The sequence below is a fragment of the Aestuariispira ectoiniformans genome (genome assembly GCF_025136295.1).
Classification (GTDB): domain Bacteria; phylum Pseudomonadota; class Alphaproteobacteria; order UBA8366; family Aestuariispiraceae; genus Aestuariispira_A; species Aestuariispira_A ectoiniformans.
Genome location: NZ_CP062788.1, coordinates 2,880,215 through 2,903,866, shown reverse-complemented (window position 1 = coordinate 2,903,866; position 23,652 = coordinate 2,880,215). Strand labels below are relative to the sequence as shown.

Annotated in this window: 25 protein-coding genes and 1 pseudogene; 20 read left to right on the top strand and 6 right to left on the bottom strand. The window is 54.7% G+C overall.

All coding sequences use genetic code 11. The annotated features are described in order from the left end of the window. The first annotated feature begins 38 nt into the window (after positions 1-38). Positions 39-629 (top strand): helix-turn-helix domain-containing protein, encoded by a 591-nt coding sequence (locus IF205_RS13610; protein WP_259779906.1) that lies wholly within the window; start codon positions 39-41, stop codon positions 627-629. Here IF205_RS13610 and IF205_RS13605 read toward each other — a convergent pair. Further along, positions 626-1,405, bottom strand: a complete 780-nt coding sequence (locus IF205_RS13605) for an exodeoxyribonuclease III (protein ID WP_259779905.1) — start codon at positions 1,403-1,405, stop codon at positions 626-628. The two genes, IF205_RS13610 and IF205_RS13605, sit on opposite strands and share 4 nt — an antisense overlap. 17 nt (positions 1,406-1,422) lie before the next feature. After that, positions 1,423-1,788 carry an iron-sulfur cluster insertion protein ErpA gene (erpA, locus tag IF205_RS13600; protein WP_259779904.1) on the bottom strand — a complete coding sequence of 122 codons (366 nt, stop codon included), beginning with the start codon at positions 1,786-1,788 and terminating at the stop codon, positions 1,423-1,425. Between the two features lie 129 nt (positions 1,789-1,917). Between erpA and IF205_RS13595 the strand changes: the two genes are divergently transcribed. From IF205_RS13595 to IF205_RS13535, 13 genes and pseudogenes are all read left to right on the top strand, one after another. Then, a complete protein-coding gene (locus tag IF205_RS13595) occupies positions 1,918-3,087 on the top strand; it encodes a deoxyguanosinetriphosphate triphosphohydrolase (protein WP_259779903.1) in 1,170 nt (389 codons plus the stop codon). Between the two features lie 6 nt (positions 3,088-3,093). After that, the gene (gene argS, locus IF205_RS13590) at positions 3,094-4,845 is read left to right on the top strand and encodes an arginine--tRNA ligase (protein ID WP_259779902.1); all 1,752 of its coding nucleotides are present in this window, start codon (positions 3,094-3,096) and stop codon (positions 4,843-4,845) included. Positions 4,846-4,884: 39 nt separating this feature from the next. Continuing rightward, complete coding sequence (locus IF205_RS13585; RefSeq protein ID WP_259779901.1) at positions 4,885-5,757, top strand: SPOR domain-containing protein; 873 nt, start codon at positions 4,885-4,887, stop codon at positions 5,755-5,757. Further along, positions 5,738-6,766, top strand: coding sequence for a beta-N-acetylhexosaminidase (nagZ, locus tag IF205_RS13580; protein ID WP_259779900.1), 1,029 nt, complete (start codon positions 5,738-5,740; stop codon positions 6,764-6,766). Before IF205_RS13585 ends, nagZ begins: the two co-directional genes overlap by 20 nt. A gap of 73 nt (positions 6,767-6,839) precedes the next feature. Next, complete coding sequence (locus tag IF205_RS13575) at positions 6,840-7,709, top strand: segregation and condensation protein A (RefSeq protein WP_259779899.1); 870 nt, start codon at positions 6,840-6,842, stop codon at positions 7,707-7,709. 23 nt (positions 7,710-7,732) lie between these two features. Beyond that, entirely contained in the window at positions 7,733-8,407 is a 675-nt protein-coding gene (scpB, locus tag IF205_RS13570) for an SMC-Scp complex subunit ScpB (RefSeq protein ID WP_259779898.1), read from the top strand. Between the two features lie 23 nt (positions 8,408-8,430). Then, positions 8,431-9,570 (top strand): ABC transporter ATP-binding protein, encoded by a 1,140-nt coding sequence (locus IF205_RS13565; RefSeq protein ID WP_375542649.1) that lies wholly within the window; start codon positions 8,431-8,433, stop codon positions 9,568-9,570. A gap of 123 nt (positions 9,571-9,693) precedes the next feature. Continuing rightward, positions 9,694-9,876: pseudogene (locus IF205_RS13560) on the top strand (twin-arginine translocase TatA/TatE family subunit); the annotation flags it as partial. A 100-nt stretch (positions 9,877-9,976) separates the two neighbouring features. Continuing rightward, positions 9,977-10,432: a Sec-independent protein translocase protein TatB gene (tatB, locus tag IF205_RS13555; protein WP_259779896.1), complete on the top strand. Its 456-nt coding sequence runs from the start codon at positions 9,977-9,979 to the stop codon at positions 10,430-10,432. Then, on the top strand, positions 10,429-11,283 hold the full coding sequence (tatC, locus tag IF205_RS13550) for a twin-arginine translocase subunit TatC (RefSeq protein ID WP_259779895.1): 855 nt from the start codon (positions 10,429-10,431) through the stop codon (positions 11,281-11,283). Before tatB ends, tatC begins: the two co-directional genes overlap by 4 nt. A 128-nt stretch (positions 11,284-11,411) precedes the next feature. Beyond that, complete coding sequence (gene serS / locus IF205_RS13545) at positions 11,412-12,698, top strand: serine--tRNA ligase (protein WP_259779894.1); 1,287 nt, start codon at positions 11,412-11,414, stop codon at positions 12,696-12,698. A 39-nt stretch (positions 12,699-12,737) separates the two neighbouring features. Next, positions 12,738-13,385 (top strand): protein-L-isoaspartate(D-aspartate) O-methyltransferase, encoded by a 648-nt coding sequence (locus IF205_RS13540; RefSeq protein ID WP_259783285.1) that lies wholly within the window; start codon positions 12,738-12,740, stop codon positions 13,383-13,385. Positions 13,386-13,417: 32 nt separating this feature from the next. Next, positions 13,418-14,467: a LysM peptidoglycan-binding domain-containing M23 family metallopeptidase gene (locus tag IF205_RS13535; protein ID WP_259779893.1), complete on the top strand. Its 1,050-nt coding sequence runs from the start codon at positions 13,418-13,420 to the stop codon at positions 14,465-14,467. 4 nt (positions 14,468-14,471) lie between these two features. Here the strand turns inward: IF205_RS13535 and IF205_RS13530 are convergent, their stop codons facing one another. Further along, positions 14,472-15,329, bottom strand: coding sequence for an ATP-binding protein (locus IF205_RS13530; RefSeq protein WP_259779892.1), 858 nt, complete (start codon positions 15,327-15,329; stop codon positions 14,472-14,474). A gap of 168 nt (positions 15,330-15,497) precedes the next feature. Here IF205_RS13530 and yajC point away from each other — a divergent pair, with 168 nt between their 5' ends. The 6 genes from yajC to IF205_RS13500 are packed head-to-tail and all read left to right on the top strand — an operon-like array spanning position 15,498 to position 20,658. Next, on the top strand, positions 15,498-15,890 hold the full coding sequence (gene yajC, locus IF205_RS13525) for a preprotein translocase subunit YajC (protein ID WP_259779891.1): 393 nt from the start codon (positions 15,498-15,500) through the stop codon (positions 15,888-15,890). Positions 15,891-15,946: 56 nt separating this feature from the next. Then, complete coding sequence (secD, locus tag IF205_RS13520) at positions 15,947-17,527, top strand: protein translocase subunit SecD (protein ID WP_259779890.1); 1,581 nt, start codon at positions 15,947-15,949, stop codon at positions 17,525-17,527. A 19-nt stretch (positions 17,528-17,546) separates the two neighbouring features. Beyond that, the gene (secF, locus tag IF205_RS13515) at positions 17,547-18,482 is read left to right on the top strand and encodes a protein translocase subunit SecF (RefSeq protein WP_259779889.1); all 936 of its coding nucleotides are present in this window, start codon (positions 17,547-17,549) and stop codon (positions 18,480-18,482) included. A gap of 33 nt (positions 18,483-18,515) precedes the next feature. Continuing rightward, positions 18,516-18,899, top strand: a complete 384-nt coding sequence (locus IF205_RS13510; RefSeq protein ID WP_259779888.1) for an Mth938-like domain-containing protein — start codon at positions 18,516-18,518, stop codon at positions 18,897-18,899. An 11-nt stretch (positions 18,900-18,910) separates the two neighbouring features. Beyond that, positions 18,911-19,813: a squalene/phytoene synthase family protein gene (locus tag IF205_RS13505; RefSeq protein ID WP_259779887.1), complete on the top strand. Its 903-nt coding sequence runs from the start codon at positions 18,911-18,913 to the stop codon at positions 19,811-19,813. After that, entirely contained in the window at positions 19,810-20,658 is an 849-nt protein-coding gene (locus tag IF205_RS13500) for a phytoene/squalene synthase family protein (RefSeq protein ID WP_259779886.1), read from the top strand. The genes IF205_RS13505 and IF205_RS13500 overlap by 4 nt, the downstream gene beginning before the upstream one ends. Here IF205_RS13500 and IF205_RS13495 read toward each other — a convergent pair. From IF205_RS13495 to IF205_RS13485, 3 genes are all read right to left on the bottom strand, one after another. Further along, positions 20,655-21,296: a MarC family protein gene (locus tag IF205_RS13495; protein WP_259779885.1), complete on the bottom strand. Its 642-nt coding sequence runs from the start codon at positions 21,294-21,296 to the stop codon at positions 20,655-20,657. The two genes, IF205_RS13500 and IF205_RS13495, sit on opposite strands and share 4 nt — an antisense overlap. A 62-nt stretch (positions 21,297-21,358) precedes the next feature. Then, complete coding sequence (trmFO, locus tag IF205_RS13490) at positions 21,359-22,708, bottom strand: methylenetetrahydrofolate--tRNA-(uracil(54)-C(5))-methyltransferase (FADH(2)-oxidizing) TrmFO (RefSeq protein ID WP_259779884.1); 1,350 nt, start codon at positions 22,706-22,708, stop codon at positions 21,359-21,361. Between the two features lie 94 nt (positions 22,709-22,802). Further along, the gene (locus tag IF205_RS13485) at positions 22,803-23,633 is read right to left on the bottom strand and encodes a transporter substrate-binding domain-containing protein (protein WP_259779883.1); all 831 of its coding nucleotides are present in this window, start codon (positions 23,631-23,633) and stop codon (positions 22,803-22,805) included. Positions 23,634-23,652: the final 19 nt, after the last annotated feature.

Here is a 23,652-nt window from a genome sequence, read left to right as displayed (position 1 = left end):
AAAAATGCGTTATAACGCACAAGGCGAGGGCGGACACTTTGGATGATCGTAAGGCACATTTGGCCCGGGCAGTGAAAAGCTACCGGAAGAAGGTGGCGTGGAGCCTGGACAGGGCCGCCCGGGAAACCGGGGTCAGCAAGGCGATGCTAGGACAGATCGAACGGCAGGAATCCAGTCCGACCATCGATACCCTATGGAAAATTGCGACCGGCTTTTCCGTGTCCTTGTCTTCGTTGCTGGAGCCCAGCCCAGACAGCGTAACGACGACAGAAATCAAAACGTTGGACGACTTGCGCCGCGACCCCGCCGATGAGGGGATGTCGACGGCGTTGGTTTTTCCCTATGAACCGCGTTTTGGCTTTGAGTATTTTGAGTTGATCCTTCGCCCTGGCTACCAACGCATATCACAGCCGCATGAAGCGGGCGTTGTCGAGCATATCGTTGTCACCCAGGGAAAGCTGGGGGTTCTCATCGATGGGGACTGGCGGTCCCTCGAGGCGGGCGAGGCCATCCGCTTTGCGGCGGACCGGGAGCATGGCTATCGTAATCGGACTAATCGCGAGGTCGTCTTTCAGCTCGTTATCCATTACCCCTCGAAAGAGGCCCGCCTCGCGCCGGAAGAAGTTTAGGCGTCGGCGATCTCAACGACGACCGGGGTGTGGTCAGATGCCTTCTCTTTGCCGCGGGGAGATTTATCAATCTCACAGGATACAAGGCGGTCAGCCGCCTGCGATGACAGCAGGAAATGGTCGATCCGCAATCCTTCGTCCTTTTGCCAACGGCCTTTGACATAATCCCAATAGGAATAGTGCCCGATTGTGTGCGGATGGAGCGCGCGCCAGGCCTCGGTGAGACCGAGGTTCAGCAATGTGCGGAACTTCTCACGGCTTTCCGGTCGGCATAAGGCGTCATTGGCCCAGCGGTCGGGATCATAAACATCGCGGTCATCGGGGCAGATATTATAGTCGCCCCCCAGGACAACCGGCATTTCCAGCGGCAGAAGATCATTGCGGATATGATCGGCAAGGCGATCCATCCAGCCCAGTTTATAGGGATATTTCTCCGTATCGACCGGGTTGCCGTTGGGCAGGTAGATGGACGCGAGACGAATGCCCTGAATTGTTGCCTCGATATAACGCGCCTGGACATCCTCGTCATCGCCGGGAAGGCCGCGTTTGACGTCTTCTATGTCGTGCTTCGACAGGATAGCCACGCCGTTATAGGTTTTCTGGCCATGCGTTTCGACTTTGTAGCCCTTTTCCTCGATTTCCAGGCGGGGAAAGTCATCGTCCACGCATTTAAGCTCCTGCAACAGGACAACATCTGGGCCGCTTTCATCGAGCCATTCAAGGAGGCGCGGCAAACGGGCCTTCACGGAGTTCACGTTGAAGGTGGCAATACGCATGTAATCTGGAAACCTTATCAGACGGAGAAAGAAGTGCCGCAGCCGCAGGAAGCAGTCGCGTTCGGATTGGTAATCTGGAAATAAGAGCCCATCAGGTCATCGACAAAATCGACTTCGGACCCGACAAGCAAGTCCATCGACACCTGATCGGTTACGACCTGGACGCCGTTTTTTTCGAAGACAAGATCATCGGGCGTGACAGTGTCGTCAAAGGAAAAACCATATTGAAAACCGGAGCATCCACCTCCAGATACTGTAATCCGCAGCATCAACGCTTTGTCGCCTTCCTGTTCTTTCAAGAAAGCAATGCGCTTTGCCGCGGCATCCGATACAGTCAACGTGCGGGGGAGATCCTGAGTTTCAACGGCGAAGGGGTCTGACACTTTTTTGCTCCGAAATAATCTCCGACGAGATATATGGGATATCTAAGCAGTCCATATAGATTGTCAACGTCTAGCATAGTTTAACAAAGGTTGCCTTTTATTAAAGGCAAGGTTAGTTGTCGATTTGCGATGAAAAATACCTTAGGCCCTTACGCAACCCGCTGGCAGGACAGTCGCGGTCGTCTTCACCCGGAGACGGCCTCGGAAACACGCACACCCTTTCAGCGTGACCGCGATCGCATCATTCATTGTACGGCATTCCGGCGGTTGATGCATAAAACGCAGGTTTTCATTTCCCCGGAAGGGGATCATTTCCGGACTCGCCTGACGCATTCTCTCGAAGTGGCACAGATCGCCCGGGCGATGGCGCGGACATTGGGTGTGGATGAGGATCTGACGGAAGCTGTCGCCCTGGCCCATGACTTGGGGCACACGCCCTTTGGTCATACCGGCGAGGATGCCCTGGACGATGTAACCAGGCCATTTGGCGGCTTTGACCATAATGACCAAGCCCTTCGGGTGTTAGTTCTTCTGGAAAACCGTTATGTCGGATTTCACGGACTTAATCTGAGTTGGGAAACCCTCGAAGGGGTGGTGAAGCATAACGGCCCCCTGCTGAAGGCGGGAGAAGACGAATCGGACCTGCCGACGACAATCGCAACCTATAACCGCCAGCATGACCTGGACCTTCATACCTTTGCCGGTATGGAAGCGCAGGTCGCCGCCATTGCCGACGATGTGGCCTATAACCATCACGATATGGACGATGGCTTGCGCGCAGGCCTGTTCACGATTGATGAGGTATCAGACGAAGTTCCGCATGTGGGGCAGACCTTTGCCGATATCCGCAAAGCCCATCCGAATCTGGCCGGTGAGGTCCTGATCTCAGAAGCGGTCAGGCGTCTCATCGGCGAGATGGTGGAGGATGTGGTATCCGAGAGCAAACAGCGATTAGTGGCATCAGCACCGAAAGACGCGAATGAAGTTCGGCACCTGGACCGGCCAATGGTTGCGTTCTCCGATGGAATGAGAGAAAAGGAACGCGGTCTGAAGGCCTTTCTCTTTCGCCATATGTACCGCGCGCCGATCGTGAATGCTGAACGGGAACGGGCCTTTAAGATCGTATGCGACATGTTCCGTCATTATCTCAAGAATCCGGATTTGCTTCCGCCGGAATGGCGCAGCTATTGCGACGAACCGTTCAGCCGCAACAGCGCCCGCATCGTGACGGACTATATTGCAGGTATGACAGATCGTTTTGCCTTGAATGAAGCCGAACGCTTGTTTGGAAAGAGCTAGTAAAAGATGAATGTTTTTAAAGACCTGAGAGACGATATTGAAGCAGCGTTGAATGCGCTGAAAGCCGAAGGCGTGATTCCGGCAGATGCCGATACCGGGCGTGTGACCGTCGAACCGCCACGCGATCCGTCTCATGGCGATATGGCAACGAATGCTGCAATGATCCTGGCGAAACCGGCTGGCGCGAAACCTCGCGATCTGGCTGACAGCATCGTGAAAAAGTTACTGGAGTCCGATCATATCGAAACGGCCGAGGTTGCCGGACCGGGCTTTATCAACCTGCGACTGTCCACTGCCGTCTGGGTGGATGTTACCAAAGAAATCCTGCGCCGGGGTGAGGCCTTCGGTGATTCCGATATCGGCCAAGGGCATAACGTTAATGTGGAATATGTTTCCGCGAACCCGACCGGTCCGTTGCATATCGGGCATGCCCGTGGTGCGGTTGTCGGTGATGTTCTGGCTTCCCTGCTGGCCAAGGCCGGTCACAATGTGACCAAGGAATATTATGTCAATGACGCCGGGGCACAGGTCGATGTATTGGGCCGGTCGGCCTATCTGCGCTATCGCGAGGCTCACGGCGAAGCCATCGAGATTCCGGAAGGTCTTTATCCCGGTGAATATCTGAAAGCCGCAGGTGAGGCGCTGAAAGAAAAATACGGGGACAGCCTTCTTGGCCAGGATGAAAGCGAATGGCTGCCTGTCGTGCGTTCCTTTACGATTGATGAGATGCTGGGCCTGATCAAGGACGACCTCAAGCAGCTGGGCGTTCAGCATGATGTATTCTCCTCTGAACGCGCTCTTGTCGAAGCAGGACGCGTGGATGAGGCCTTCAACGCCCTGGAAAGCCGTGGCCTGATTTATATGGGCGTTCTTGAGCCGCCGAAGGGGAAGAAGCCGGACGATTGGGAGCCACGGCCGCAAACCCTGTTCAAAGCGTCCGATTTCGGTGACGACGTTGATCGTCCGCTGAAAAAATCCGATGGGAGCTGGACCTATTTTGCGCCGGATATCGCCTATCACTACGACAAATACAAACGCGGTTCCGAAATCCTGATTGATGTTCTGGGCGCGGACCACGGCGGTTACGTCAAACGCATGAAGGCGGCGACGACCGCCATCAGCGAAGGGCATGCGGAACTTGACGTCAAAATTTGCCAATTGGTGAAACTGATGGACAGGGGACAGCCGATTAAAATGTCCAAGCGGGCAGGGACGTTTGTTACTCTGCGCGATCTGGTCGACGAGGTTGGCAAGGATGTCGTTCGTTTCTTCCTTCTGACCCGCAAAAACGATGCACCGATTGACTTTGACCTGACCGCCGTTCGGGAACAGTCAAAGGATAATCCGGTCTTCTACGTTCAATACGCCCATGCGCGCAGTTATTCTGTGCTGCGTATGGCGAATGAAGCATTCCCTGATGCCGATTTCGGTGATGAAGCGCTGCTGAGTGCGGATTTGTCGAAGCTGGACGGTGAGCACGAACTGGCTCTTATCAAACAACTGGCCGGGTGGCCGCGTATGGTTGAAGGGGCTGCGGAGGCGCATGAGCCGCATCGGATTGCGTTCTATATGCAGGATATTGCTGCGGCGTTCCACGGTCTGTGGGCCAAGGGGCGCGAAGACACCAGCCTGCGATTTGTCGTGGCTGATGATCTGGAGGCAACCCGGGCACGTATGGCCCTGATTGCCGCCATGCGGAATGTCATTGCCTCCGGGTTGGCCGTATTCGGCGTCGAGCCGGTGAAGGAAATGCACTAACAAAGGATCTGTAGGCGAGGGTAAGCTATGGGATCGGATATGGACGACCTTGATAAGGAACTGGCCGCCATTGAAGGGGAGGCCAAAGGGCGTATGTCGGCACTCAGCAGCGGCAGCAAGGTATTGCCGATTGCCGTTGCGGCGATTGCACTGATTGGTTTCGGTGTCATTACTTATTACGCCTATAATCAAGGTGTCCGCAGTGGCAGCGAAGAAGCCGCACCGCTCCTGCAACCGGATGGTTCCGCGAAGGTTCAGCCGGAAGATCCGGGCGGGCTCGATATCCCTCATCAGGATAAACTCGTCTACAACCGGATAGATGAGAATGTTGACGATACCCGTGTTGAACGGCTGCTTCCCCAGCCTGAAGAACCCGAGACGCCCAAACTGGAAGACGTAACGGTTGAGGGGGAGGCTCAGTCCGCTGGCGACACGGTCGAACAGAATGTTGTAGAGGAAAGTCAGGCTGTTACGAGAAAAGGTTCAGACGGGCAGCCAAGGCCGCCAGAACCCCAGTCGCCGCAAAAACCGCAGCTGCCGGAACCGGAATTGGCCGAACCCAAAGCCCCGCCTGCAGCAGCCCCCATGCCGGAAAGCAAGCCCGACACCACGGTGACGGAAACGAAGGTGCCTGCGCCTGAAGTCGTCGATCTGAACAAGAGCTGGCGCATTCAGATCAGTGCGGTGAAAAGCGAGGAATCGGCCAAGGCGGAGTGGGCGCAGAAGCAAAAAGAACACCCGGGGCTTCTGAGCAGCCTTGTCTTGCAGGTGCAAAAAATCAAAGTGCAGGGGAAGGGAACGTTCTATCGCGTTCGTGGCGGACCGTTGAAGGACCAGAATGCCGCGCGCAAGCTCTGTGCCGATCTGCAAGCGAAGAAGGTAGGGTGCATCGTTGTCAAACCAGGCGCCTAGTCGTTCCGTTATCCTCGGCTGCGCCGGGGCAAAGCTGACCACAGACGAGCAGGCCTTCTTCAAGGAAGCCGACCCGTTTGGTTTCATCCTTTTTGCGCGGAACGTGGAAAATCCCGATCAACTCTGCCAGTTGACGTCCGACCTTCGTGAATCGGTGGACCGTCCGGATGCCCCGGTTTTTGTCGACCAGGAAGGGGGACGGGTCCAGCGCATGCGACCGCCCCACTGGCGTGCCGCGCCTGCCATGCAGGTTTTTGGCGAGCTCTATAAATCATCGCCGGAAAAGGCGAGAGAGGCTCTGGCACTTAATATTGCCTTGCTGGCGGCAGAGCTGCGGGCTGTCGGCATTTCGGTTGATTGCGCGCCACTGCTGGATGTGTCCAATCCCGCCACCCACGCGGCAATTGGCGACCGGGCCTTTTCACCGGATGCTGACAGTGTTTGTGACCTGGGTCGCGTTGCCATGGATGCCTTCATGGCAAATGGTGTTTTTCCCGTTATCAAGCATATCCCCGGCCATGGGCGCGCAACGGTAGACAGCCATCAGGACCTGCCGGTTGTCAGTGCAACGCATGACGAGTTGTCCGCGATTGACTTCAAGCCGTTTCAGAGCCTGCGTGATGCCCCCTTTGGCATGACTGCCCATATTATCTATGAGGCAATCGATGCAGCCCGACCTGCAACGACCTCGCCGACAGTGATTCACGACGTGATTCGCCAGGAAATCGGTTTTGAGGGATTGTTGATCAGCGACGATCTTTCCATGCATGCCCTGACCGGGGATTTTGAATGCAGGGCGCGCGGATGCCTGGAGGCAGGATGTGATCTTGCCTTGCATTGCAATGGCGATCCTGCGGAAATGGAAGCTGTCGTGCGGGCTGCGCCCCCCATGACCGAATCTCAGTGGAGTAAATGGCGGTCATTCCGGGAAGACCTTAAGCGGCCTGCTGATTTTGACACGGCAGACGCGGAACGGCGCCTCGAATCTCTTCTGGCAGGCCTGCTATAGCATCTGTCTGCAAAGGCGGATAAACTGGTCGGTAATTATGACCAGCAGGTTTTAGCGAAGGATTTCGACACAGATGGGCGCTGAGGACGACTTCCAGGAAGACGACGCAGGCGCTCGTGCGAACCCTGATCTGTTGATGCTGAATTTGGACGGTTACGAGGGGCCGATTGACCTGTTGCTTAATCTGGCCCGTGATCAGAAGGTCGATCTTACAAAAATTTCGATTCTGGCGCTGGCCGAGCAATATATTGCTTTCATAGAGCAGGCGCAGAAGCTGCGTCTGGAGATTGCGGCAGACTATCTGGTGATGGCTGCGTGGCTCGCCTATTTGAAGTCCCGCCTGTTGCTTCCGATCCAGCATGAGGATGAAGAGGAAGAAGACCCGGCAGAACTGGCGGCACGGCTTGCCTTCCAGTTGCAGCGTCTCGAGGCAATGCAGAAAGTGGCGCAGGAACTGCAGGACCGACCAAAGCTTGGTCAGGATTTCTTCAGGCGGGGACAGCCAGAAAAGATGCATGTTGAAACGCATACCACTTTCGATCTGACGCTCTATGACCTATTGCGCACCTACGGTCGGATGCAGGACAAGATGGTTGCCAGCACGCTGCGTATCATGCCGACGGACCTCTATTCCATGGACCAGGCCGTTGAAAGGTTGCGAAGCCTGTTGGGGAATATACCGGATTGGAAAGTCCTGGTGGACTTCTTGCCGGACACAATGACAAATCCACTTGTCAGACGGTCGATGATGGCAGCGCATTTTGTCGCCAGCCTGGAACTGGTCCGGGAGGGTGTTCTGGAAATTCGCCAAAATGGCATTTTTGAACCGATATTCCTGCGCGGTGCGGAGGGCGCTCCCAAACCGCATGTGAGTCCCGAAGACAGCGGTGCTAATCCTTCAGCCGATAACGACAATGATAACGATGACCTGCTCAGGTCCTAAGAGGCAGATTGTAGGGGTGTTTTATGGAGCATTTTGACCAGCTTCGTCTTTTGGAGGCTATCCTCTTTGCTTCGTCCGATCCTGTTCCGGAAAGCCACTTGCAGGAACGGATGCCAGAAGGCGTGGAAGTTTCCGGTCTTCTGGAAGAACTGGAGGCCGTCTATGCCAACCGTGGGATCAACTTGCGGCGTATCGAGAATGGCTGGGCCTTCCGAACGGCGGATGATCTGTCTTCCCATATGACCGTCAGCCGCGAAGTACCGCGAAAGCTGAGCCGTGCGGCGATCGAGACGCTTGCGATCATCGCCTATCATCAGCCGGTCACCAGAGCCGAAATCGAAGATATCCGCGGTGTCGCCCTGAGTAAGGGGACGATTGATATTCTCTTGGAGGCAGAATGGATCAGGCCGAAAGGCCGGCGCAGGGCGCCGGGGCGTCCGGTGACCTGGGGCACGACACCGAAATTTCTTGATCACTTCGGACTGGAGAGCGTCAAGGCGCTACCGGGGATCGAGGAACTTCAGGCAGCCGGGTTGCTGGAAAAACGTCCGGGCCTGGGAACAATTGCAATGCAGCAGAGCGAAGCGCATTTCGATAGTGACGAAGAGGATGAGGAAGAAATGCTCTTCGACCTGGATGAGCATGAACAGGAGCTTGAGTCTGTGGAGCGTGACGATGCGCTTGCCCTCGAAGACTGATTTCTCACGCTGAGCTATGTCAAATGTCGAAGAGGGCACGCTTCAACAGGCTTGCGGCTGCGAATAAGGCGCAATATAAGCCTGTTATGAGCAATATGCGATCAGTTCCCGCCCTTGAATATCGTTCTGTCCGCCATGTTTACGGAAAGGTGGCTGCCGTCCGGGATCTTTCCCTATCTGTTGATCCGGGAGAGGTCGTGTGTCTCCTGGGACCGTCCGGTTGCGGAAAGACAACAGCATTGCGCCTGGCGGCAGGCCTGGAAGTGCCGGAAAGCGGAGAAATCCTGCTGAACGGTGTTTGTGTAGCCTCGTCAGGCAATGCAGTGCCACCTGAAAAACGTAATATCGGACTGGTGTTTCAGGATTATGCGCTCTTTCCCCATTTGAATGTCGAAGCCAATGTTGCCTTTGGACTGGAGAACGGCGGCGGCACCACAAGGAAAGAACGTGTCCGCGAGGCACTTGAGCAGGTCGGTATGGCCGACTACGGCGAATCCTACCCTCATATGCTGTCCGGTGGTCAACAACAGAGAATTGCCCTGGCGCGTGCGCTGGCAACGAAACCTGACCTGGTTTTGCTGGATGAACCCTTCTCGGGACTGGATGCGCGTCTGCGTGATCAGGTCAGGGACAGCACGCTGCATATCTTAAAAAAGAGCGGCGCGGCCTCGGTTATGGTGACACATGATGCGGAAGAAGCCATGTATATGGCGGATCGAATCGCCGTTATGCAGGGGGGCAGAATCATCCAGGTCGGAACACCGGAGGAGCTGTATTGCGAACCCAATTCCGCCTTCGTCGCGGAATTCTTCGGCGACGTGAACCGTATGTTCTATCGGGTCAAGAATGGCACGGTCCCGACGGTTCTGGGTGATATCCCTGCAAACGGTTTTTGCGATGGCGATAAAGTCGAAGTCGTTGTCCGTCCGGAGGCTCTGACCCTGTCAGACGCAGGTGGCAGGACGACGGGGCAGGGGCTGGCCAAGGTGCTTGCATCCCGTATGCTCGGGCGGACAAGTCTGATTCACCTGTGCACCTGTGAAACCAGCGGTGAGGAGGTCCACTTACATGCACGAATCACCGGTCGTTTCCTACCAAAAGAAGATAGTATTTTATCTCTCGAACTTGACCGAAATCAGGCATTTGTTTTTCCTGTGGAGTAAAGATACTGCAACAATCCCGCGCTATGAAGGGATTGGGCGTTGCCGGATCGGGATTCATCTGCAATGATCCCTCCGAATAGGGTTAATGGCTGTAAGAAGCCGTAGTATTGGGAAAGAAGTTCTATGGGTACTTTTAGTATTTGGCACTGGGTGATCGTACTTGTCATCGTCCTGGTTCTTTTTGGCGGACGTGGCAAAATCTCTCAATTGATGGGCGACTTTGGCAAAGGCCTGAACTCCTTCAAAAAGCAGATGAAGGACGGCGAGAATAACGACGACGATGATGCCAAGCAGATTTCCGGTGAATCCGCAAACGACGCCTCTGCCGGTTCCAAAGACAAAACTGCGAACAGCTAAACGCTTTTCGCAGTTATTCCGTTGAAACTAGGATAGAGACGGTCGGCAAATGTTCGATATCGGCTGGCCCGAGTTAATGGTTGTTGCTGTCCTGACTGTTATTGTGGTCGGGCCTCAGGAACTTCCCCGTGTATTGCGAACGGTAATGGGCCTTGTTCGTAAGGTCCGGATGGTTGCAGGTGAATTCCAGAACAGCATGGAAGACATCGCGCGCGAGGCTGATTTGCAGGACATCAAGAAACAGATGTCCGAGCTTGGGGAATCTGACCTGAAAAAGGAAATCGAAGACTCGATTGACCCGACAGGGGAGATCAATCAGTCGGTCAAGGAAATGCAGGACGACATGGAATCCTGGAAAGCCAAGGCCAATATCGCTCCTCCCAGCAGCATTCCTAATCAGGACTCGGATCAGGGTAATAATGTAAAGCCGACGGAAACTGCGGACCAGGCCGAAACGGCTGGTGACGCGGATGATACGTCGCAGCAGCAGGCAAAATCGTCGTGATTAATAATAGTGACGCGGCCGTCGATGAGAGTAAGGCTCCGCTTCTGGAGCATCTTGTGGAGTTGCGTAAACGACTGATGATCTCCGTCGTCGTGCTTTTGGTCGCATTCTTCGTTTGTTTCCCGCTTGCAGACTACATCTTCAACTTCCTGGTCGAGCCTCTCAACCATATCTGGGCCGGACAGGAAGGGCGCCGCATTATCTATACGGCGCTTCATGAGAAGTTCTTTGTTGATGTGAAGATTGCGTTCTTCGCGGGCTTTTGTATTTCCTTCCCAATCATTGCCAGTCAAGTCTGGATGTTTGTGGCTCCAGGCCTCTACAAACACGAGAAAAATGCATTCCTGCCATTTTTGATCGCCACACCTCTCTTGTTCCTGATTGGTGCGTCCTTCGTGTATTACGTGGTCTTGCCCGTTGCCTGGCAGTTCTTTGCTGGGTTCGAACAGATTGGCCAGGCCAATTCACTCGATGTGCAGCTTGAACCGAAAGCCAATGAATATCTTTCATTGGTGATGCGTTTGATCTTTGCTTTCGGGATCAGCTTCGAATTGCCTGTAATCCTGTCCCTGTTGGCCCGCATCGGGATTGTAACGGCGGAAGGTCTGCGCAAGAAGCGGCGCTATGCCATTCTGCTGGCATTTGTGGCTGCGGCGGTCCTGACACCGCCGGACCCGTTGAGCCAGATCGGTTTGGCTATTCCCATTATCCTTCTCTACGAAATTTCCATTATCTGTGCGGTCATGATCCGCAAACAGCAGATTGCCCGGGACAAGGAACTGGGTTTGGACGTCGGCGAGGATGATGAAAAGGATGAAGAAGAAGGCGAAGAGGCCCCGAAAGACTCATAAATCCCGGATTTAGGGAACGGGGCCTTTGCCTGAAGTTGAATCGCCTTGAATTGGACGGTTTACGCCTGCCGCGCGGTCTCCTATAAACCGTGATGCAATAAGAACAATTCAGTTCAAGGTTTTCAGCTATGCATGACTTGAAATTCATCCGTGAGAATCCAGACGCTTTTGATAAAGCTATGGCTGCCCGTGGCGTTGAGCCCAAAGCGCAGGAGATTTTGAACCTGGATGAGTCCCGCCGTTCTCTGCAGACAACCATGCAAGAGATGCAGGCTCGTCGTAACACCGCCTCCAAAGAGGTTGGTCAGGCCAAAAAGTCCGGGGATGAAGAAAAAGCCTCCCAGCTTATGGCTGAAGTCCAGGGACTAAAAGAAAAACTCGCCGCTGCAGAGCAGGAGGAGCGGGATGCTGCGCAAGCGCTGACCGGCCTGCTTGAAACTCTGCCGAACCTGCCGCATGACGATGTTCCCTTTGGTACTGATGAAGACGAAAACGTTGAGATTCGCCGTGTCGGTGAGCCACGTAAGTGTGACTTCGAGCCGAAACAGCATTTTGAGTTGGGCGAACAACTCGGCCTGATGGACTTTGAAACGGCTGCCAAGATTTCCGGGGCTCGCTTTGTAGTCCTCAAAGGGGCGCTTGCCCGGCTGGAGCGTGCGTTGGGCAACTTCATGCTGGACCTGCAGACCATGGAACATGGCTATTCTGAAACGGTTCCGCCTGCATTGGTTCGCGACGACGCCCTGTATGGCACCGGTCAGCTTCCCAAGTTCAAGGAAGACCTGTTCCATACCGATGACGACTATTGGCTGATCCCGACGGCAGAAGTTCCCCTGACCAATCTGGCGCGGGACAATATCTGGGCCGAAGAGGAACTGCCTATGCGCTTCACGGCCTGGACGTCCTGCTTCCGTTCTGAGGCGGGGGCCGCCGGCAAGGATACGCGGGGCATGATTCGCCAGCACCAGTTCTCCAAGGTGGAAATGGTCAGCGTAACCCATCCGGATAAGTCACTGGATGAGTTGGAGCGTATGGTCGGATGTGCTGAAGAGGTATTGAAACGCCTTGGTCTGGCCTATCGCGTGATCGTTCTCTGCACCGGTGACATGGGCTTTGGTGCGCGCAAGACCTATGATATCGAGGTCTGGTTGCCGGGGCAGGACACCTATCGTGAGATATCCAGCTGCTCTGTTTGCGGCGACTTCCAGGCGCGGCGCATGAAGGCGCGTTTCCGCCCGAAAGGTGAGAAAGGCACGCAGTTTGTGCATACGTTGAATGGTTCGGGCCTTGCTGTAGGCCGTACTTTGATCGCAGTTCTGGAAAACTACCAGAATGAGGATGGCAGCGTAACAATTCCTGACGCATTGCGGCCTTATATGGGTGGTATTGAAAAGATCGAATTGCCGTCTTCCTGATAACGTCGGTGTAAAGGCCCTGTTTTCGTGCAGCAAACAATGACCCAGGTCGAGGATAGAGCTCGTTTAATCTTGGAGATGCGCCGCAGCGGGATCGTCGACAAGACGATTCTCGACGTTATGGAGCGCGTTCCCCGCGAGTTGTTTGTTCCCGAGACTTTCCGGGAGCATGCCTACGAAAACTCGGCCCTGCCTATCGACAAGGGGCAAACCATAAGCCAGCCGATGATTGTCGCCCTCATGACTTTGGCGCTTGATGTCGACAAACGGGTCAAGGTTTTGGAAATCGGGACGGGGTCCGGCTATCAGGCCGTGATCCTGTCTCATCTTTGCCGACGGGTTTACACGATCGAACGTCACCGGGAATTGCTCAAGCAGGCCGAGCAGCGTTTTACCGATCTGCGTCGCCATAATATTACCAGCAAAACGGGTGATGGTGGCTTGGGCTGGCCAGAGCAGGCGCCGTTCCAGCGCATCATGGTTACGGCGGCGGCAGCGGATATTCCACCTGTCCTGGTGGATCAGCTTGCTGTTGGGGGCATCATGGTTGTGCCGGTTGGCGAGCATCGCGACCATCAGGACCTCCTGAAAGTGACCAAGACCGACAACGGAATCGACGTCGAGGACCTCGGCCCGGTGCGGTTCGTGCCGCTTTTGCCCGGAACGGGTGACAGGCAAGGTTATTGAGTGTTGTGGCCGTCCTGTCTACAGTTTCCTCTATGAAGATTCTTCGCCAAACAGCCAGACCGGTATTTCTGCTTTTGTCTGCGGCCTTCCTGCTTGCGGGCTGTGGCCTCGTCCTGAAGGATAGAGGTCCGAATGTGCGAATCTATGATGATTCGGACAAAGGCACTGAATCCAGGTCTTCGCCTTCCAGTTCAGTACCGGTTACCGTTCGTGCGGATGGCCGCCATGTGGTGCGCAAAGGCCAGACGCTCTATTCGATTGCCCGGGCCTATGGAACACCTTTGCGTACGATCATTACGGCGAATAACCTGACGCCTCCTTACAAACTGCAGACCGGTCAAAGGCTGACCATTCCGAAAGCCCGGGTGCATGTGGTGAAACGCGGCGATACAGTCTATGCGATTTCGCGGCAATATAATGTGGCGATGAGCGAGTTGGTCCGGGCCAATAGTCTTCGCGAACCCTATACAATTGCCGTGGGGCAGAAGCTGGTTTTGCCGTCCACAATTGTTCAGCAGGCCAGTCACAGTGCGCCGCAAAGTCGGACGGTGACTGAAACCAGCAAACCCAGAACGCAGACCGTCGCAGCGCAAACGCCGCAGAAGACAACTTTTACAGCCAAGGGCTTTCCAAAACCTGCAGCACGACCGGCGGAACCGCGACACCGCAGGGAAGTCGCAGCAATTCCCAGCCCGCCAAAGCGTTCTTCGTCAAAATTCCTGTGGCCGGTTCGCGGACGGGTCATCTCCACCTTTGGGCCAAAAGGGAAGGGACGTCGCAACGACGGTCTGAATATCGCCGCACCACGGGGAACGGCAGTGAAGGCCGCCGAAAACGGTGTCGTCGCCTATAGTGGCTCCCTGCAGGGTTACGGCAATTTGGTTCTGTTGAAACATGCGGATGGTTATATGACGGCCTATGCCCATAACGGTACCATTCTGGTCCGTCAGGGTGATCAGGTGCGACGCGGCCAGACCATTGCCCGTGTCGGCAGTTCGGGTGATGTCGATCGGCCGCAGTTGCATTTCCAGGTTCGAAAAGGGCAGAGAGTCCTTAATCCCAAGAAATACTTGTCTAGCTAGGCACTCAGGTCAATTTCTGCCCAAGTTCACCGGCAAGATCCTGGATGAATTGCCAAGCCACACGCCCTGAACGCGATCCACGGGTGACGGTCCACTCTACGGCTTTGGGTTTCCATTCTTCTTCGGTAACCTTCAGCCCGTAGGCGTCCACGTAACCGGCAATCATCTGGAAATATGTATCCTGGTCACAATTGTGGAAGCCAAGCCATAGGCCGAAGCGATCGGAGAGGGACACGTTTTCTTCAACGGCCTCGGACGGGTTGATCGCGGTCGAGCGTTCGTTTTCGATCATATCCCGCGGCATCAGGTGACGTCGGTTCGATGTGGCGTAAAACACAACATTGTCTGGTCGGCCTTCAATGCCACCTTCCAGCACGGCCTTGAGGGATTTGTAGCTGTCGTCCTGCCCGTCGAAGGACAAATCGTCGCAGAAGAGGATGAAGCGTCTGGAACTGTCGCGAAGCAGGTTCAGCAGGGCCGGCAGCGTGGGAATATCCTCCCGGTGGATTTCAACCAGGGCCAGCTCTTTGTTCGTCTGCTTATTTACAAAGGCATGCGCTGCTTTCACCAGGGAGCTTTTGCCGCCGCCGCGCGCGCCCCAAAGCAAGGCGTTGTTTGCCGGTAAGCCTTTGGCAAATCTTTCTGTATTGGCAATCAAGGCGTCTTTTTGGCGTTCAATTCCCTTGAGAAGATCAATCGCGACGCGGTTCACCGACGGGACCGGTTCCAGGACAAGGGCATCTGCCTCCCAGACGAAGGCATCCGCAGAAGCCAGATCCAGCGTAGGACGCTTTTCCGGGGCCATGCGATCGAGGGCATCTGCGATTCGTGTCAGAAAGGGAACCAGGGTCGATTCTTTCATATTTACAGCCTCTTGCAGGAAGATTTTTGCGGACCCTATCACAGGTGGATCGTTCCGCAAGGGAAAGCGCCGCCTTTCCATTGCATAATCCGTAATGAAGGGTATAGTCCCGGCGGAATTGTCTTCCTATATAGACCATATGTGTAGTTAACCGGAGGGAGTATCTCCATGTTCATTTCCGAAGCGTGGGCTCAGACTGCAGGCGCGGCTGGCGGCGGTAGCCTGTTGACCAGCATGCTGCCTTTGGCGTTGATTTTTGTTGTTTTCTATTTCCTGCTGATTCGTCCGCAGCAGAAGAAGCAGAAAGATCACCAGAATAAACTGTCTTCCATTCGCCGTGGCGACAAGATTCTGACCGGTGGTGGTTTCTACGGCACGGTCACCAAGGTGATCGACGACAACGAACTGCAGGTTGAACTCGCAGAAGGCGTTAAGGTTCGTGTTGCAAAACAGACCGTCATGGACGTTCTCACCAAGACCGAACCCGCAAATGATACGACGGCTGCTCAAGAGAAAAAAGGCGGCCTCGCCGGTCTCTTTGGCGGTAAAAAAGATAAATAAAGAAAGCAAAAGATGGGCCTGACTATTCAGTCAGCGCCTATTGCGGATAGGGGCCGATGTTAAACTTTCCCATTTGGAAAAAAGCACTGATCGGCGTGGTTTGCCTGCTAGGGGTTCTCTACGCCGCACCGAACTTCCTCCCGGTGGGGATCTTGGCCGGACTGCCGTCCTGGATGCCGAGTAAACAGATCAACCTCGGCCTCGACCTGCAGGGTGGTGCACATCTCCTGTTCAAGGTGGAAGCGGACAAGGTCCTGGAGGAACGGCTTGAAAACGTTGTCGATGAGCTACGCTCCGACCTTCGTAAAGCCCGTCTCCGGTATTCCGGTCTGGGCGTTTCGAAGAAAGCCGCTGTCTTCACATTAAAAGACGTCAGCAAGATTGACGATGTCCGCCAGATTATCCGGGATTTTGATAATCGACTGGTGGTCAACGTTTCCGAGAATGGCCATTTCCAGATTTCCATGTCTGAGAAGGACGTTCAGGCGGAAGTTTCCCAGGTTGTGGGGCAGTCCATCGAAGTTATTCGTCGTCGTATCGACGAAGACGGCACGAAGGAACCCATCATCCAGCGTCAGGGCGCGGACCGTATTCTGGTACAGGTGCCTGGTGCGGAAAATACCGAAGACATCAAGCGGCGTATTGGTAAGACCGCGAAGATGACTTTCCACATGGTCGATGAGACCAACTCTGTTGCGGATGCCATGAATGGCCGCGTTCCGCCGGGAAGCATGCTGCTGCCCTCTATCGAGACGCGTCCCGATGGCACGCCGGAGCGGATGTATCTGGTGAAAAAACGTGTCGGCGTCAGTGGTGAACATCTCACCAATGCGCAACCGAGCTTTGACCAGAATAACCGCCCGGCCGTCAGCTTCCAGTTTGACGCCATTGGCGGCAAGAAATTCAGCAAGATCACCTCGGAAAATGTAGGCAAACTCTTTGCCATCGTGCTTGATGGCAAAGTGATCAGCGCGCCGCAGATCCAAGGGCCGATCCCGGGTGGCAGCGGTATCATTACCGGTCGTTTCACTGTCAAGGAAACCAATGAGACCGCCTTGTTGCTCAGGGCAGGGGCATTGCCGGCGCCTTTGACCATTCTGGAAGAACGTTCTGTCGGTCCGGGGCTTGGTCAGGACTCTGTTGATGCCGGTCGTATCGCCAGCATCATCGGCTTGGTCCTTGTCATGGGCTATATGATTGCCTCCTATGGCCTGTTCGGCGTGTTGGCCAACGTTGCACTGTTGTTCAACGTGGCCCTGATCCTGTCCTCGCTGTCTGTACTTCAGGCGACGCTGACACTGCCGGGTATCGCCGGTATCGTGCTGACGATCGGTATGGCGGTTGATGCAAACGTTCTGATTTTCGAACGTATCAAGGAAGAGTTCAAAAACGGGCGTGGTGCGTCCAACTCCATTGAAGCGGGGTATAAACGGGCGTTTACGACAATTGTCGACTCGAACCTCACCACGCTGATTGCCGCGGCTCTCCTCTTTGCTTTCGGGTCAGGGCCGATCAAGGGCTTTGCAGTGACTTTGTCCATCGGCATCATCACGTCCATGTTCACTGCGATCATGGTGACCCGTCTGCTTGTCGTTGCATGGTACACACGCAAGCGTCCCAAGACGTTACCGATTTGATTGCGGAAGGTTTGGTATTATGAAGTTTTTGAAACTTGTTCCAGAAACACCCGCGATTAACTTCACCGGTCGGCGTTTTCTGGCATTTGCATTTTCCGGTCTCCTTGTGCTCGCCTCCATTTCGGCTTTTGGGGTGAAGGGCCTGAACCTGGGTATCGACTTTCTGGGCGGTATCCTGATTGAGGTGCAGACAGAAGGCCCGGCGGATGTTTCTCAAATCCGTTCCGATCTTGGTGGATTGGGGCTTGGTGATGTTTCTATCCAGCAGTTTGGCGCAGAAAACGATCTTCTGATCCGGGTTCAGCGTCAGGAAGGCGGGGAGAAGGAACAACAGGCCGCGATTGCTTCCGTAAAGGAAGCATTGGGGGATCGGGTCAGCGAATATCGCCGGACCGAACTGGTTGGCCCTACAGTCGGACAGGAACTGCAGGAAGCAGCACTTTGGGCTGTGATCTCGGCTGTGCTGGCAATCATGGTCTATATCTGGTTCCGTTTTGAATGGCAGTTTGGTGTCTGCGCGATTATTGCACTGACGCATGACGTGATCACCACAGTCGGGCTGTTCTCGGTTCTGCAAATGGAGTTCAACCTCGCAACTGTGGCTGCGGTGCTGACGATTGCAGGCTACTCCATTAACGATACCGTCGTTGTCTTCGACCGCGTTCGCGAGAATATGCGGAAATACAAGAAGATGGGATTTGCCGAGTTGTTTGATCTGTCGATCAACCAGACATTGTCCCGTACGGTCATGACCAGTTTCACGACATTGCTGGCCCTGATCGCACTGGTTGCCTTTGGCGGCGAGGTTATTCGCGGCTTCTCCGTTGCCCTGATCTGGGGGGTGGTGATTGGTACCTATTCTTCCATCGCCCTGGCGGTGCCGCTGCTGCTTTACCTGCGGCCGAACCGTGGTGACGAGGAGGAAGCTGTGCCGGGACAGGAAGCAAGCGCCTAACGCCGTTTAGTACAGTATTGGGAGGGCCATAGGATGGACATTACACCGATGACACCGGATGGGAAGCAGGTGATTGTTTCCTATGGCCCCGACCGCTTCAAAGTGAACACGACCCGATATCGTGGGTCGATTGTGGTTCTTCCCGACATGGTTCACGAATGGAATATCACATCCATTGCGGATTTGACCGTTGAAAGCCTTGAAATGGTTTTCGATGCGGAGCCGTCAGTTGAAATTCTCCTTCTCGGGTGCGGTAGCAGTATGGAGTTGGTGCCAAGCCACTTCAAACAGGCGCTGCGTGACCGGGGCGTGGGCATAGACCAGATGGACACAGGCGCTGCCTGCCGCACGTATAATATTCTCTTGTCTGAGGGCCGCAGGGTCGCCGCAGCGCTTATCGCCATGCCCGCTGACTGAGGCGGAAGTGAATGTCAAAAGCCAGCCATTCCTTGGCCGATGATCTCAGCTATTGTGCCTCTGTTACCCGCGGCGGAGGATCGAACCTCTGGTTTGTCAGCAAGATGCTGCCATCGGCAAAAAAACCGCTCTTTGCAGCAAGCTATGCCTCTATGCGGTTCATCGACGACCTGATTGACGATGACTTCCTGACCATGTCCCAAAAGGATAGGGAGGAGCATCGCGAGGCATACATCCGGCATATTGATGATTGGGAACTGAAGTCCGTTGGACTGAGGGCCGCTGGCAACAAGGCGGAAGATGCGATCTACCGCGCCCTGGCAGAAACGGTTTGCCTCTCAAATTTGGGAACAGCTCCCTGGCATAATCTGGCTATGGCGATGAAGAGGGACGTCAACGAAGAGCCAATTCAGGATTGGGACGATTTCGATCGTTATAGTGTTGGTGCGACCGTTTCTCCTGCGGTCGTCTATCTCTATATTTTGCTGGCAAACCAGAAGCCGGATGGCGTTTTCCACGGCCCGTCCTCGGAGCAGTTGTATCCGATGGCACAGGACATGGCGATCTTCTGCTATCTTGTGCATATCATGCGTGACATCGCCAAAGATGCAGCGGGATGTGCACAGCTTCTGACGATTCCCTATTCGTTACGGGATCAACTGCTGGCCGGGTCCTTGCCCGGAAATTCACTGATTGCGGAAATCGCAGAAAAAGCGGAGAGACATCGTAGGAAGATGGCTCCCTATGTGAGCCATTTGTCGGACGATATGCCTTGGGCCGAGCGTAAATGCTTCAAAGCCTTACTCGCAATTTACGGCAAGTTGTTTTCGAATATTTGCCGGGATCCGTCATGTGTGTTTCAGGAAGATCCGAACGAACTCGACGAGATGTGTCGTGAGAAGGCTGAGGCATGACGGAAACAACTGAACTGTCGCGCTGTGCAACTATTGCAAAGGAAAAGGATTCCGACCGTTTCACGATTGCGATGCTGGCTCCGGCGGATAAAAGAGAAGCGCTGTTTGCGCTGATTGCGTTTAACCATGAGATTGCCAAGACCGGCGATACTGTCAGTGAACCCATGTTGGGTCAGATCCGGCTTCAATGGTGGCGCGAGTCCATCGACGAATGTTTTCAGGATCAGCCGAGACGTCATGAAGTCGTCATTCCACTGCATCAGGCGATCCGAAACCATGATTTGCCGGAGGAGCTCTTTTCCTCACTGATCGATAAACGGGAATGCGATCTGGATAATGCGGGTTTCGCAAACGAAGAAGCGCTGCTCCAGTATGCGCGGGCAACCGGTGGAAACCTATCTGAACTGATGACTGTTGTTCTCGCCGGTGACTGTGAGAAATCCAGAAGGGCAGCAGGCCATATTGGGACGGCATGGGCTTTGATTGGACTTATGCGAGCATTGCCATTCCACCTGCGGCGACATTGGGTGTCGATTCCCGAAACCCTGCAGGCCAAACATGGGATTGAGGGCAAGGATTTGGCGAAAGGTGAGGGCAGTAGCGTTGTGTCCGCTGCTGTGGGGGACGTCTGTACCCTTGCTTTGCAGGAACTTCATCTGGCGCGGGAATTGCGCCGGGACTGCCGGAAAGAAGCCCTGCCTGCACTTCGATTGGCATCACTTTGTGACAGCTATCTACGACAGCTACGACGTGCGGATAATGATCCTTTTTCCCCTACGCTTGCAGAAAAGCCTGCGTTGCGGGTCATGGGCCTGATCGCCAAGCATCTGACCGGGCAATTTTAGCGTGGTAATCCTGTCGGGATCAGTCCGCTTGCGTTGATTCCATCCAATATGAACTGAATGGCCAGGGCGGCCAGCAAAACGCCCACGATACGGGAAACTACGTGAAGACCGGTTACGCCGAGGACTTTTTGCACCTGTGAGGCCAAAAGCAGAAGCACGAAGGTCAGCAGCAGAATTGCGAGCAATGCCCCGATCACAAACCCGATTTGCTGCCAGTCGCCATGCGCCTCCGACACCAGCAGGATCGTGGCGCCGATGGTGCCCGGGCCCGCGATCAGGGGGGTTGCAAGCGGAAATACCGAAATATCATCTTTGCGGCTGGCTTCCTGGTTTTCCTCGCTTGTGGTCGTTGTGCTGCCTGATGAACGTGCAAAGACCATGTCGATCGAAATCAGAAGAAGCAGGATTCCCCCCGCGATACGCAAGGCAGGCAGGGATATGCCGAAGAGCGTGAGGATGGCTTTTCCGAAAAACGCGAAGAGCAGCAGGATGCCGGTGGCAAGCAGGATGCCCTTCAGTGCCATGGCCCGGCGTTCGACTGCGGTGCTGTTGGGGGTCAGGGCCGCAAACAGCGCAGCAACATCGGCCGGTCCGATGACGGCAAAAAAAGTCGTTAATGCGATCAGCGCCGTTTCCACGTGCGGATTCCTTGCTTCGACTGTGTTGACGCTACGATTAAATAGCTTATGAAATCAAGTTATTATGACTGAGACATCCAGTCTGCAAGGTCCTGTTTTGCCCGCTCCGTCATGGCGAGCTTACGGTCACGCCCTTTGATTTTGCGTTTTCCTGCCGGCGGCTGCGGCGGCGGAAAGAGGCCGAAATTCACGTTCATCGGCTGGAAGGTGTCAGCCTCCGCACCACCAGTAATATGATTGAGCAAGGCCCCCAGGGCTGTTGTCGCCGGTGGCGGAGTGAAGTCCTGGCCAAGTCGTTCGGCCGCGGCCATACGGCCTGCAAGCAAACCAATGGAGGCCGATTCAACATAGCCTTCCACACCTGTGATCTGTCCGGCGAAACGCAGACGGGGATCGGCCTTCAACCGCAGTTCATTATCCAAAAGGCGTGGGCTGTTCAGGAATGTATTGCGGTGAATGCCGCCCAGTCGGGCAAATTCGGCATTTTCCAACCCTGGAATCGTTCGGAAGACTTCGGCCTGCGCACCGTATTTCAGTTTCGTCTGGAACCCGACGAGATTCCACAATGTGCCAAGCTTGTTGTCCTGGCGAAGCTGCACCACCGCGTAAGGACGCTTTTCCGGGGCGTGCGGGTTGGTCAGGCCGACCGGTTTCATCGGGCCGTATCGCAAGGTTTCAATGCCGCGTTCGGCCATGACTTCGATGGGCAGGCAACCTTCAAAATATGGCGTATCCTTTTCCCATTCCTTGAATTCTGTCTTCTCTCCATCCAGCAGAGCCTGGATAAAGGCTTCATATTGCTCCTTATCCATGGCGCAGTTGATATAGTCGCTGCCTTCGCCCTTGTCGTAACGCGACTGGAACCAGGCCTGCGACATATCAATGCTGTCTCTGTGTACAATTGGGGCAATGGCGTCAAAAAAGGCCAATTGTTCCTCACCGGAAACATCAAGGATAGCCTTGGTCAGCGCCGGTGAGGAGAGGGGGCCGGTCGCCACGATGACAGAGTCCCATTCCTCTGGCGGCAGACCTGTGATTTCTTCACGTTCGATTGTGACCAGCGGGTGATCGGTCAATGCTTTCGTAATGTGCCCAGAAAAGTCATGACGGTCGACCGCAAGCGCGGCGCCAGCCGGAACCTTGGCGGTATCGGCGGACGCAATGACAAGTGAATTGCATTGCCTCATTTCCTGATGGCAAAGACCGACCGCGTTATATTCGTGGTCATCGGAACGAAGGGAGTTGGAACAAACCAGTTCACCCAGGTCTTCAGTCTGATGGGCATCGGTGCGCACGACCGGGCGCATTTCATGCAGCACTACAGGCACACCGGCCTGAGCCAATTGCCAACTGGCTTCCGAGCCGGCGAGGCCGCCGCCGATGACGTGAACAGGTCGAATGTCGTTACCCATGAAAGATACCCAATCTTGAATGCTGTATTTGATGTGGTGGTTTACCTTGGCAAATCCAGTAGTCAAGCGGTGTCTGGAAAAAGGTGGGCACCGTTTACTTCGGTGTCTTCAGGTTTAGGCGTACACGCTTGTCCAGGTCCAGATTGGCCAATGGCTCGGAAAAATAGTGTTTGAACAGACGTTGCATTAGTCCGCTTGCTTGTGCTTGGTGCAGGCTTTGTTCAATGATTGGCTGAAGATATTTAGATTTATCACTGATATAAAAGACAAAATCGCGGTCATAGATGAAAAGGAGATGCGGTTCGATCTTGAGAGAGGGATGGATGGAAATCTCGTAGGATATTTCCGAGACGCCTCTTGAAAAATAGTCGAAGGGCGGGGTATTCCGCCTCGGCCTTGGTAATAAGAGAAGATCGTAGATGCGACGCCAGTCGCCGTCGAGGACAACATAGGGAAGGTCATTGACCTCCCAGACATCTATATCGAACCAGTTCGTCCCGAATGCACCGACTTTTCCTGATTTACGAAAATTGTCCAGGTTCTTTATCTCGGCATAGTCCTGGCCTGTCCCGGGTGGGATCATCAGGACACGTTGTCCAAGCAAGCCATTGGTCAGGTCAATATCTACATGCTGGTATTTTTGGTTTCGCTCTGCGCTCTTCAATAACCATACGACGTCGATCAGACCATGTTCGAACATTGCTATATAGCGCTTTTGCGGAATGTCGTATCGAATATCCAGTTCGACGGGATGCCCCGCCTGCGTCAGGGCCTGCTTGAGGAGGTCATGATAATAGTTGGAAGTACCCTCAGCCTGCCCAATAACCCGTATTTTGAGGGGTTCTTGCGCCTGTAACGGTGAGGTGGCCAGAAGAAGGACGCAGAAGCAGATCAGTCGGATTGGTATCCACCAGAACTCCTTCATCCAGGCCTCCTATCACCTC

Bases quoted from the DNA above. Each gene is read 5' to 3' on its own strand.
- argS (WP_259779902.1), top strand. From the start codon at position 3,094: ATGAATGTTTTTAAAGACCTGAGAGACGATATTGAAGCAGCGTTGAAT.
- IF205_RS13485 (WP_259779883.1), bottom strand. From the start codon at position 23,633: ATGAAGGAGTTCTGGTGGATACCAATCCGACTGATCTGCTTCTGCGTC.
- serS (WP_259779894.1), top strand. From the start codon at position 11,412: ATGCATGACTTGAAATTCATCCGTGAGAATCCAGACGCTTTTGATAAA.
- scpB (WP_259779898.1), top strand. From the start codon at position 7,733: ATGGAGCATTTTGACCAGCTTCGTCTTTTGGAGGCTATCCTCTTTGCT.
- IF205_RS13500 (WP_259779886.1), top strand. From the start codon at position 19,810: ATGACGGAAACAACTGAACTGTCGCGCTGTGCAACTATTGCAAAGGAA.
- secD (WP_259779890.1), top strand. From the start codon at position 15,947: ATGTTAAACTTTCCCATTTGGAAAAAAGCACTGATCGGCGTGGTTTGC.
- IF205_RS13565 (WP_375542649.1), top strand. From the start codon at position 8,431: ATGTCGAAGAGGGCACGCTTCAACAGGCTTGCGGCTGCGAATAAGGCG.
- IF205_RS13535 (WP_259779893.1), top strand. From the start codon at position 13,418: ATGAAGATTCTTCGCCAAACAGCCAGACCGGTATTTCTGCTTTTGTCT.
- IF205_RS13585 (WP_259779901.1), top strand. From the start codon at position 4,885: ATGGACGACCTTGATAAGGAACTGGCCGCCATTGAAGGGGAGGCCAAA.
- yajC (WP_259779891.1), top strand. From the start codon at position 15,498: ATGTTCATTTCCGAAGCGTGGGCTCAGACTGCAGGCGCGGCTGGCGGC.
- IF205_RS13530 (WP_259779892.1), bottom strand. From the start codon at position 15,329: ATGAAAGAATCGACCCTGGTTCCCTTTCTGACACGAATCGCAGATGCC.
- IF205_RS13595 (WP_259779903.1), top strand. From the start codon at position 1,918: ATGAAAAATACCTTAGGCCCTTACGCAACCCGCTGGCAGGACAGTCGC.
- IF205_RS13575 (WP_259779899.1), top strand. From the start codon at position 6,840: ATGGGCGCTGAGGACGACTTCCAGGAAGACGACGCAGGCGCTCGTGCG.
- secF (WP_259779889.1), top strand. From the start codon at position 17,547: ATGAAGTTTTTGAAACTTGTTCCAGAAACACCCGCGATTAACTTCACC.
- IF205_RS13505 (WP_259779887.1), top strand. From the start codon at position 18,911: ATGTCAAAAGCCAGCCATTCCTTGGCCGATGATCTCAGCTATTGTGCC.
- IF205_RS13540 (WP_259783285.1), top strand. From the start codon at position 12,738: ATGACCCAGGTCGAGGATAGAGCTCGTTTAATCTTGGAGATGCGCCGC.
- tatB (WP_259779896.1), top strand. From the start codon at position 9,977: ATGTTCGATATCGGCTGGCCCGAGTTAATGGTTGTTGCTGTCCTGACT.
- IF205_RS13510 (WP_259779888.1), top strand. From the start codon at position 18,516: ATGGACATTACACCGATGACACCGGATGGGAAGCAGGTGATTGTTTCC.
- trmFO (WP_259779884.1), bottom strand. From the start codon at position 22,708: ATGGGTAACGACATTCGACCTGTTCACGTCATCGGCGGCGGCCTCGCC.
- IF205_RS13605 (WP_259779905.1), bottom strand. From the start codon at position 1,405: ATGCGTATTGCCACCTTCAACGTGAACTCCGTGAAGGCCCGTTTGCCG.